Here is a 10,058-nt window from a genome sequence, read left to right as displayed (position 1 = left end):
AGTTGATGTACAGATAGTCGGCACGATTGTCGGCATTGAGGTCGGCCAGCACAACCCCGCCCGAGGTTCGTCCTATACCACCGGCCACCCGCCCCAACGATGTCCAGGTGGTCCCTCCGCCGTACAGCCACACATCGGCCGACCCGTCGTCATTGAGTACCCAGTAGTCGGCCTTGCCATCTCCGTCATAGTCGGCAATTCGGACTTTACTGCCAGGCTGTCCCACGCCGCCGGCGATTTTCCCTTGTGCCGACCACCCCCCTGTGCCCGTGTTGAGCCAAGCTTCGACGGAGCCGTCAGAGTTGATGTACAGATAGTCGGCACGATTGTCGGCATTGAGGTCGGCCAGCACAACCCCGCCCGAGGTTCGTCCTATACCACCGGCCACCCGCCCCAGTGACGTCCAGTTCGGCGTACCTGCGTTTGTCCACAAGTCCACCGTGCCGTCGTCGTTGAGTACCCAGTAGTCGTCGAAGCCATCTCCGTCGTAGTCCGCGAGGCGAATCTTGCTGCCTGGCTGGCCAACGCCGGCTGCTGCTTGGCTCTGCGCGACCCAGCCCGGTGGGCTTGTGTCACCTCCACCGACGTTGATCCAGGCGCTGACGGCGCCTGTCCGGCTCATGCCGAAGTAGTCGGCACGGCCGTCACCGTTGTAGTCGGCGAGTTGTACCTCGCTGTCGGGTCGCCCCACCCCGGCTGCATAGAGCCCCAGTGCCTGCCAGCCCGATGTCGTATTCAGCCATACCCAGAGGCTTCCCGATTTGGTTACTACGACATAGTCGGCTCGTTTGTCGCAGTTCATGTCGGCGAACCGAACTCTTGCTCCGGGTTGCCCGACACCACCGGCGAGTTTGCCTTGCGCCGACCATCCGCCTATGCCCGTGTTGATCCAGACCTCTACCGAGCTGTCAGCATTGACGTAGAGGTAGTCGGCTCGGCCATCTCCGTTGAAATCGGCAAGAAGCACTCCGCTGGAGCTTCTTCCGATTCCGCCGGCGACTTGGCCGAGAGAGGTCCAGCTGTTGGGCGATCCGTTGTTCAGCCAGACTTGCGCCGACCCGTCGTCATTGAGCACCCAGTAGTCGGCCTTGCCGTCCCCGTTGTAGTCGGCGAAGCGGACCTTGCTCGCCGGCTGACCGACCCCACCGGCGACCTGGCCGAGAGAGGTCCAGCTGTTGGGCGATCCGTTGTTCAGCCAGACTTGCACCGACCCGTCGTCATTGAACACCCAGTAATCGGCCTTGCCGTCCCCGTTGTAGTCGGCGAAGCGGACCTTGCTCGCCGGCTGACCGACCCCACCGGCGACCTGGCCGGAGGCGCTCCATCCACCGGAGCCTGTGCTGCACCCCGCAGGCTGCCCCGCACCACCACCGTTTCCGGGGGTGCCGGCCAGGGGTGGCACCAGCCACCCCTGGACCGCAGCCGCATAGATGCCGTCATTGAAAGATGCAGCCATCTTGAGATACCCGTTGTCGTTCGGGTGCAGTGCGTCGCTCAGGTCGGCTGCGGGATCTATTTCACCCATCCCGGCAACCCAGATCTTCTGACCTTCAGCAATGCGCACATCCATGAGATCTACGATTTGGCGATTGAATTCCTCGATGCGCGCCTCGACAGCGGGGTCCTGAGATGGCACCAGAATGGAGGCAATCACCGTAACGCCGGGGTCCTCGGTCAGAATTTTACCGACCAATGCATCGAACCGGGCTGGCGCGCCGGCGACGTCATAGTTCTGATTCATGTCGTTGGTTCCGGCGTGTAGCGTGACAACCGTGGGATGATATTTCGAGAGTGCCGCGCTGGTTATGCCGGAAATCTGATCGATACGCCACCCAGGGTATCCCTCATGGTTGGGCTGACTCATCTGTCCCGATGACTGTGATCCGACGAAGGTGGGGGTTTCACCTTCGTCATTCATCAGTTTCCACAGTTGGGCTCGATAGCCGTCACCAGAGGTGCTTCCGTATCCGTAGGTGATGGAGTCCCCCAGAGGAAGGAGAGTCACCTTGTTGGGTGGAAGTTTCGCGGAGCCGAGATGCAGTACTCGGGCAATCCAGGTGCAGATATTCGCTGCCACCGATGGTATTGCTACGGTGATGAATGTGACGACGGCCGGCCAGGCCGCGATATTCCACCAGTTCACCACGGAGTTGAAAGTGTCAACGATGATTCCCTTCGCCGCGCTGAGCCATCCCCGGACTAGTGCGCCGTCCAGGAAGACAAACTCCAGACCAACGCTGCCCAGTGAAGTCAGTGCTCCGGCGATAGCTCCCGCGATCCCGTCGTAGAACCAACTGCCGAGCTGTGCTTGCCCGGACAGGATTGCACCGAAGGCGGCGGTGGCGAATCCCATCGCTGCGCCACCGACGACGTTGCATATAGCTACGGCACCTGGAAGCGCTGCGGTGCACCCTATGTAGAAGACGGCACCTATCGCTAGTCCGATGAAGAAGGCCGCAACGTAGGCTTGCACGGCGGGCAGTTTCGTTGCATCGATTTGCGGTTTGTCGAGAACGAACTGCAGCTTACCATTTGCGAGCGTTACCGCGGCGTACAGATCTGCCTGGGGTGGAGCCGGATGCAGCGGGACGCGGGATGCATACACCGTCGACGTGTCGTACTCCAGCGCTCCGAGGTTGACGCGACCGGTGCTGTCCGGATGGAGCTCTGAGTTTACCCAATCACGGAGTGCGGTCTGATCCTGACCTGAAAAGTCGAAGGAGAATGTGACGCTGTCAGCGCTGGCGGATTTTACAGCGATCACAGGAAGCTGCTCGCTCGCCAATTTGAGGTTATCGTGAGCGTGACTTGCTTTCTCCATGTTCGGGAGCTGTCCGGCCTGAAGTATGGCCAGAATCATTGCAACAGCGAGAGCTGTTGCGCTTATGATGGATCGCCTTAATTTTCTTGTCACGCCTTGAGGGTAAATTCCCCATGTTCGGGCGCGCATCCTTCTCTGTGCACAACATCTGCCGCAACCATTGGGCCGACGCACAATGAACGCCCTGGAGAAGGATGCTAAATTAACGAACAGCTACTTTCCTTGTCATTTATCCAGTTCGCCGCGGTTTCGTGCCCACCTTGTGGTGTCCGGATCGGCTGAACGCCTCGCCGGTCGCGAGGACTGTGCCCACGTCGTGACGGGTGGCGGGGCGGTGGAAAAGGCTCCATGTACAGGCAGCAAAATCCACCTCGCGGTCGAGCGGGGGCAAAAGCCCTTGTCCGTCGTGATCACGGCTGGGCAGCGGGGCGACTCCCCGCAGTTCGAAGCGGTCCTGGAAGCCATCCGGGTGCCGAGGCTGGGGCTCGGCAGGCCGCGCAAGCGCCCGGCCCCTGCCAGGACCCGTCCAAGGCCGTGGTCGGCCGGCTCGACGAAGATCCCGCCGGGTGGCTCCTTCTGGAGGTCCCCCTTTTCGCCGCACCGGCGGCGTGCTGGTGGGCCCGGCAGACGGTGGAGTCGACGTTCACATCCCAGGTGATCAGGCCCTTCGCGTCCGCCTCGGCCTGGAGCCGGGTGAGGATCCTCGCCCAGGTGCCGTCCCGCTGCCGGCGCCGGAACAGGTCATGGACCCGGTCCCACGGCCCACAACGTTCGGGCACGTCCCGCCACGGCGCACCGGTCCGGGTCCGCCACCGTATGCCGTCTGTCAGCTGCCGCCGCGTCCACACCTGCGGCCGACCCGGCTTGATGCCCGTCGGCAGCAGAGGCTCCAGCCGGGTCCACTGTCCGTTCGTCAGGTCCCCGCGTTCCACAGGATGTGATCATCAACGATCAAGATCCACTTTCGCAGCAGACCCTAGCCGTGTCCGCCGCCCGCCCGCACCAGCCCCGTCTCGTAGGCCAGCACGACCACCTGCACGCGGTCGCGGAGGCCGAGCTTGGTCAGGATGCGGCCCACGTGGGTCTTGACGGTGGCCTCGGACAGCACCAGCCGGCTCGCGATCTCGCCGTTGGACAGGCCCTGCGCGACCAGCACCATCACCTCGCGTTCGCGCTCGGTGAGCCGTTCCAGTTCCTGGTGCCGGGGCTCCCGGCCGGCGGAGGGCAGCATCGGCGCGAAACGGTCGAGGAGGCGCCGGGTGGTGGAGGGCGCGACGACCGCGTCGCCGCTGTGCACGGAACGGATGGCGGCCAGCAGTTCGCCCGGGGGCACGTCCTTGAGCATGAAGCCGGAGGCGCCGGCCTTCAGCCCCGAGAAGGCGTACTCGTCGAGGTCGAAGGTGGTCAGGATGAGCACCTTGGGCGCGTCGGGCTGCTCACAGATGCGGCGGGTGGCCTCCACGCCGTCCAGCTTGGGCATGCGCACGTCCATCAGGACGACGTCCACGGCGGTCGACGCCAGCACCTGGAGGGCCTCGACGCCGTCGCCCGCCTCCGCGACGACCTCCATGTCCGGCTGGGCGGCGAGCACCATCCGGAACCCGGTGCGCAGCAGCACCTGGTCGTCGACGAGCATCACGCGGATCGTCATCGGGTCCTCTTCCGTTGCTTGTCTTCGTTCTTGTCCGGCCGCTCGACCTGAGGGCGTGACAGGTGTCAACCGAGGGCGTGCGTCGGCGTCAATGCGCCGGTTTGAGCGGCAGCAGGGCACTGATGCGGAATCCTCCGCCAGGGCGGGGGCCCGCGTCGAGGGTGCCGCCCACCATGCCGACGCGTTCGCGCATGCCGATCAGGCCGTGCCCCTGGCCGTCGGCGCCGCCCTCCTCGTACATCTCGTGCGGGGCGCCCTTGCCGTCGTCCTCGACCAGCAGGCCGAGTCCGTCGTCGAAGTAGACCAGCCGCACGCTGGCGCCCGCGTTGGGCCCCCCGTGCTTGCGGGTGTTGGTCAGCGCCTCCTGCACGATCCGGTACGCCGTGAGCTCGACACCGCTGGGCAGCGGGCGCGGCGTGCCCTCGACCTTGAAGTCGACGGGCAGGCCGGAGGTGCGGCACTGCTCGACGAGGTCGTCGATCTGCTCGACGTCGGGCTGCGGGACGTACTCGCCGACCTCCTTGTGCTCGCCGGTGCGCAGTACGCCCAGCAGGCGGCGCATCTCGGCGAGGGCCTGGCGGCCGGTGGAGGAGATCGTCTCCAGGGCCTTCTTCGCCTGGTCGGGGGCGGCGTCGAGGACGTAGGCGGCGCCGTCGGCCTGGACCACCATCACCGAGACGTTGTGCGCCACCACGTCGTGCAGCTCGCGGGCGATCCGGGCCCGCTCGGCGGCGACCGCGACCTTGGCCTGCGCCTCGCGCTCCTTCTCCAGCCGGGCGGCACGCTCCTCCAGCTGCGCGAAGTAGGCGCGGCGGGTGCGCATGGAGTCGCCGAGCACCCAGGCGAGCACGAACGGCACCGTCTGGAACAGCACGATCGCGACGCGCCCCGGGAAGCTCGCCTCGACCTGCGGCCACCGGATCTGCGCCAGGGGCGCGGCGCACAGCCCGGCGTAGAGGCCGAACCGGGACGCCCAGCGGGCGCCGACGGCGGCGTTCGTGCACACGATCACCAGCATGGCGAAGTTGGCGACGGTGGTCTCCACGTCCAGCACCAGCTGGGCCAGGCCGGTGGCCGCGGCCAGCACCAGCATCGGCTCGGGGAACCGGCGGCGCAGCGCGACGACGACGCCCATCACGACGGACACGGCCAGCATGGCGGCCCTGGATCCGTGGTGCGTCTGAGCCTCGCCGAGCTTCCAGATGCTCGCGCTGGAGATCCCGAGCAGGACGACGGCCCAGAAGCTGTCGACCCATGTCGGGTGCCTGCGGAGGAAGTCATAGAGGCGCTGCACGTAACCCAGAGTAGGGAAGCGTGATAGGTGCAGGGGTCAACCGGAGGGCCGATCCCTGTTCCGCACGCGTACTCCGCAAGGTGGAGAAGGTGATCACCTGTGCGCCTAGTCTGGCCCGGTGACGGATGAGGCGACGCGTGAGACGGCCGACGACGCCCGGGGCTGGCGTGCGGCCACCGAGGCGGCCCTGTACGGCCCCGGCGGCTTCTACCGCCGCCCGGAGGGCCCGGCCGGGCACTTCCGCACGTCGGTGCACGCCTCACGGCTGTTCGCCGAGGCAGTGGCCGAACTGCTGTGCCGGGTCGACGAGGCCCTGGACGGCCCCGAGACGCTGGACTTCGTGGACATGGGCGCCGGCCACGGCGAACTGGTCACCGGCGTCCTCGCGGCCCTGCCCGCGGGCGTGGCGGCACGCACGCGTGCGTACGCCGTCGACCTCGCCGACCGCCCGCCGGGCCTGCCCGACCGGGTCACCTGGCTGACCGAGATCCCGCGCACCGTCCGGGGCCTGCTCTTCGCCAACGAGTGGCTGGACAACGTGCCGGTCGAGGTGGCCGAGGTGGACCCGGCCGGGGTGCCCCGGCTGGTGCACGTCCGGCGGGACGGCACCGAGCTGCTCGGCGAGCGCGTGTCGGGCGCGGACGCGCAGTGGCTCGCGCGGTGGTGGCCGCTGGGTGCCGAACCGGGACTGCGCGCGGAGATCGGGCTGCCCCGGGACCAGGCATGGGCGTCCGCCGTCACCAGCCTCCAGCGGGGCCTCGCCGTGGCCGTGGACTACGCGCACACCGTGGACAGGCGCCCGCCGTTCGGGACGCTCACCGGCTTCCGCGAGGGCCGCGCGACGGCCCCCGTGCCGGACGGGGCGTGCGACATCACGGCTCATGTGGCGCTGGACGCGTGCACGGCGCTCGACCCGGCGCTCAGGCTGCCCGAAGCGCTCCTGTGCACGCAACGCGACGCCCTGCGCGCCCTCGGTCTGGTCGGCGGCCGCCCCCCGCTCACCCTCGCCTCCACGAACCCCGCCGCATACGTGCGCGCCCTCGCGACCGCGGGCGAGGCGGCCGAGCTCACCGCGTCCGGCGGCCTGGGCGACTTCCTCTGGCTGCTCCAGCCGGTGGGCATCGGGGACGCGCTCCTCTAGCGCGCGGCGCGCCCGGCCCGCCCCTACTTGTCGATGTCCCCCACCACGAAGAACAGCGACCCGAGGATCGCGACCATGTCCGCCACCAGCGTCCCCGGCAGCAGCTCGGTCAGGGCCTGGATGTTGTTGTAGGACGCCGAGCGCAGCTTCAGCCGGTACGGGGTCTTCTCGCCCTTGCTGACGAGGTAGTAGCCGTTGATGCCGAGCGGGTTCTCGGTCCAGGCGTAGGTGTGGCCCTCGGGTGCCTTGAGGACCTTGGGGAGCCGCTGGTTGATCGGTCCCGGCGGCAGGTCGGCGAGCCGGTCCAGGCACGCGTCGGCCAGGTCGAGGGCGTTGTGGGTCTGCTCCAGGAGGCACTCGAAGCGGGCCAGGCAGTCGCCCTCGGACCGGGTGACGACCTTCAGGGTGTCCTGGAGCTCGCCGTAGGCCAGGTAGGGCTCGTCGCGGCGCAGGTCGAAGTCGACGCCCGAGGCGCGCGCGATGGGCCCGCTCACGCCGTACGCGTGCACGGCCTCCGGCGCGAGGGCACCCACGCCCCGGGTGCGGCCGCGGAAGATCTCGTTGCCGAGGACCAGGTCGTCGAAGACGTCCATGCGGGAGCGCACGGCGGCCACGGTGCCACGCGCGCGTGCGGTCCAGCCGGCCGGCAGGTCCTCCTTGAGGCCGCCGACGCGGTTGAACATGTAGTGCATACGCCCGCCGGAGACCTCCTCCATGACGTTCTGCAGCTCCTCGCGCTCGCGGAACGCGTAGAAGACCGGCGTGATGCCGCCCAGCTCCAGCGGATAGGAACCGAGGAACATCAGGTGGTTGAGGACCCGGTTCAGCTCGGCGAGCAGGGTGCGGGTCCACACCGCGCGGACCGGCACCTCCATGCCGAGCATGCGCTCGACGGCGAGGACCACGCCCAGCTCGTTCGAGAAGGCCGACAGCCAGTCGTGGCGGTTGGCCAGCATGATGATCTGCCGGTAGTCGCGGGCCTCGAAGAGCTTCTCCGCGCCCCGGTGCATGTAGCCGATCACCGGCTCCGCGGAGACGATCCGCTCGCCGTCCAGCACCAGCCGCAGCCGCAGCACGCCGTGCGTGGAGGGGTGCTGGGGGCCGATGTTGAGCACCATGTCGGTGCTCTCGGCGGCGCCGCCGATCCCGACCGTGGTCTCCGTCGTAGGCGTCATGGACCCAGTCTCCCCTACGTACGCTGGCCTCATGGAGACGGGGAGCGCCGCCGGCGCCGAGACCACGGGGACCGATCCGGCCTGGACGGGGCTGCCGCCCGGCCTGCTGCGGATGCGCCGGCTGCTGCTGGTGGTGTGGCTGGGGCTGCTCGCCCTGGCTCTGGGACTGCTGCCGGGCCTGCTCGCGGGCCCGGTGTGGGCGGCCTTCGCGCTGCTGCCGCTGGCCGCGCTGGCCTGGGGCTGGGTGCTGCTGGGCCGCAACTGGCGCTCCTGGCGGTACGCCGAGCGCGCCGACGACCTGCTGATCACCCGCGGGGTGCTGTGGCGCGAGGAGACCGTGGTGCCCTACGGGCGGATGCAACTGGTGGAGGTGACCTCGGGGCCCGTCGAACGGCACTTCGGGCTCGCCACCGTGCAGCTGCACACGGCGGCCGCGGCCACCGACGCGACGATCCCCGGCCTGGACCCGGCCGAGGCGGAACGGCTGCGCGACCGGCTCACCGAGCTCGGCGAGGCCCGATCGGCGGGACTGTGACGGCGCCGGGCGTCGAGGGCGCCATACGCGCGGGCAAGGCCGCCGGCGAGCGACGGCTGCACCCGGTGACGCCGTTCCGGCGGGCGTGGGCGCCGGTCGCGGTGCTCACCGGCTGGGCGGTGCACGACCCGAACCAGGCGCAGGAGCAGCTGACGAAGCTGACCACGACCATGGTGCTGGGCGGACTCGCCGCCCTGGTCACGGCGGGCGCCCTGTACGGCTTCCTCACCTGGTGGTTCACCTACTTCTCGGTGACCGACAGCGAACTGCGCATACGCACCGGCCTGTTGTTCCGGCGCACCGCGCACATCCGGCTGGAGCGGATCCAGGCGGTCGACGTCACCCAGCCCCTCCTCGCGCGCGTGGCGGGCGTCGCCAAGCTGCGGATAGACGTCGTCGGCACCGACAAGAAGGACGAACTCGCCTTTCTCGGCCAGGGCGAGGCGCGTGCGCTCCGCGCGGAGCTGCTCGCGCGCGCCGCCGGGTTCGCGCCGGAGACGGCACGCGAGGTCGGCGAGGCGCCGGCGCACGAACTGATGCGGGTGCCCCCGGCGAAGCTCGCGCTCTCGATCGTGCTGACGGGCGCCACCTGGGGCTCCCTGGCCGCCGCCCTGGTGGCCCCGCCGCTCCTCTGGCTGGCCACCCACAGCGTGTGGACGGTGCTCGCGACCGCCGTGCCCCTGCTCGGCGCGGCGGCCACGACCAGCGTGGGGCGGTTCGTCGGGGAGTACGACTGGACGGTCGGCGAGTCCCCGGACGGGCTGCGCATCGACCACGGGCTCCTCGACCGCACGCACGAGACGGTGCCGCCGGGGCGGGTGCAGACCGTGCGGATCGTGGAGCCGCTGATGTGGCGGCCGCTGCGCTGGGTGCGGGTCGAGCTGGACGTGGCCGGCTCGGCGAACTCGGTGCTGGTCCCGGTCGCACCGCGCGCGGTCGCCGAGTCGGTCGTCGCGCGCGTGCTGCCCGGTGTGACCGTGCCGAGTGGGCTGCCGCGGCCACCGGGGCGGGCCCGGTGGTGCGTGCCGCTGTGGTGGCGCGGGTACGGGCTCGCGGTCACGGACACGGTGTTCGCGGCGCGGCACGGGCTGCTGCGCCGGAAGCTGTCGCTCGTCCCGCACGCCAAGGTCCAGAGCGTACGGCTGACCCAGGGGCCCTGGAAGCGGCTGTGGGGGCTCGCGGATGTTCATGTGGACACGGGGGCCGACAAGACCGTCACGGCCCGTCTACGGGCAGCGGACGAGGCCGAGGTGCTGCTGCGGGAACAGGCCGAGCGCTCCCGCACGGGACGCCGGGCGGCGCGCCCCGACCGCTGGATGACCTGACGGCCGGCTCGGCCGGTGGCCGGGCGCGGGTCCGTGGGGGGCTGGTCGCGCAGTTTCCCGCGCCCCTGAAGGGGCGCTCACCGCGGCGACCTGCTTCTAGGGGCGCGGGGAACTGC

At 69.1% G+C, this 10,058-nt stretch carries 7 protein-coding genes and 2 pseudogenes; 4 read left to right on the top strand and 5 right to left on the bottom strand.

Annotated features, from left to right (window positions below; translation table 11 throughout):
* Positions 1-2,860: FG-GAP-like repeat-containing protein (locus AB0472_RS40980; protein ID WP_366364456.1), on the bottom strand; the 2,860-nt coding region annotated here is incomplete at its 3' end.
* A gap of 319 nt (positions 2,861-3,179) precedes the next feature.
* Here AB0472_RS40980 and AB0472_RS40975 point away from each other — a divergent pair.
* Positions 3,180-3,329: pseudogene (locus AB0472_RS40975) on the top strand (IS5/IS1182 family transposase); the annotation flags it as partial.
* 250 nt (positions 3,330-3,579) lie between these two features.
* On the opposite strand, the pseudogene AB0472_RS40970 reads toward AB0472_RS40975, so the two are convergent.
* The 3 genes and pseudogenes from AB0472_RS40970 to AB0472_RS40960 form a co-directional block, all read right to left on the bottom strand.
* Positions 3,580-3,753, bottom strand: a pseudogene (locus AB0472_RS40970) (transposase); the annotation flags it as partial.
* A gap of 44 nt (positions 3,754-3,797) precedes the next feature.
* Entirely contained in the window at positions 3,798-4,472 is a 675-nt protein-coding gene (locus AB0472_RS40965; RefSeq protein ID WP_351714179.1) for a response regulator transcription factor, read from the bottom strand.
* Positions 4,473-4,560: 88 nt separating this feature from the next.
* A complete protein-coding gene (locus AB0472_RS40960; protein WP_366364455.1) occupies positions 4,561-5,766 on the bottom strand; it encodes a sensor histidine kinase in 1,206 nt (401 codons plus the stop codon).
* 118 nt (positions 5,767-5,884) lie between these two features.
* Here AB0472_RS40960 and AB0472_RS40955 point away from each other — a divergent pair, with 118 nt between their 5' ends.
* Positions 5,885-6,907, top strand: coding sequence for an SAM-dependent methyltransferase (locus AB0472_RS40955; protein ID WP_366364454.1), 1,023 nt, complete (start codon positions 5,885-5,887; stop codon positions 6,905-6,907).
* 23 nt (positions 6,908-6,930) lie between these two features.
* On the opposite strand, the gene AB0472_RS40950 is transcribed toward AB0472_RS40955, so the two are convergent.
* On the bottom strand, positions 6,931-8,082 hold the full coding sequence (locus AB0472_RS40950) for an NADH-quinone oxidoreductase subunit D (RefSeq protein WP_366364453.1): 1,152 nt from the start codon (positions 8,080-8,082) through the stop codon (positions 6,931-6,933).
* 31 nt (positions 8,083-8,113) lie between these two features.
* On the opposite strand from AB0472_RS40950, the gene AB0472_RS40945 reads away from it, so the two are divergent.
* A complete protein-coding gene (locus AB0472_RS40945; RefSeq protein ID WP_366364452.1) occupies positions 8,114-8,617 on the top strand; it encodes a PH domain-containing protein in 504 nt (167 codons plus the stop codon).
* A complete protein-coding gene (locus AB0472_RS40940) occupies positions 8,614-9,942 on the top strand; it encodes a PH domain-containing protein (protein ID WP_366364451.1) in 1,329 nt (442 codons plus the stop codon). The genes AB0472_RS40945 and AB0472_RS40940 overlap by 4 nt, the downstream gene beginning before the upstream one ends.
* Positions 9,943-10,058 lie beyond the last annotated feature (116 nt).

The sequence above is a fragment of the Streptomyces sp. NPDC086777 genome, from assembly GCF_040702065.1.
Lineage (GTDB): Bacteria > Actinomycetota > Actinomycetes > Streptomycetales > Streptomycetaceae > Streptomyces.
This window is presented reverse-complemented; position numbering and strand designations above follow the sequence as displayed.

Excerpts from the sequence above, each read along its gene's own strand:
- AB0472_RS40945 (WP_366364452.1), top strand. The coding sequence starts at position 8,114 with ATGGAGACGGGGAGCGCCGCCGGCGCCGAGACCACGGGGACCGATCCG.
- AB0472_RS40950 (WP_366364453.1), bottom strand. The coding sequence starts at position 8,082 with ATGACGCCTACGACGGAGACCACGGTCGGGATCGGCGGCGCCGCCGAG.
- AB0472_RS40965 (WP_351714179.1), bottom strand. The coding sequence starts at position 4,472 with ATGACGATCCGCGTGATGCTCGTCGACGACCAGGTGCTGCTGCGCACC.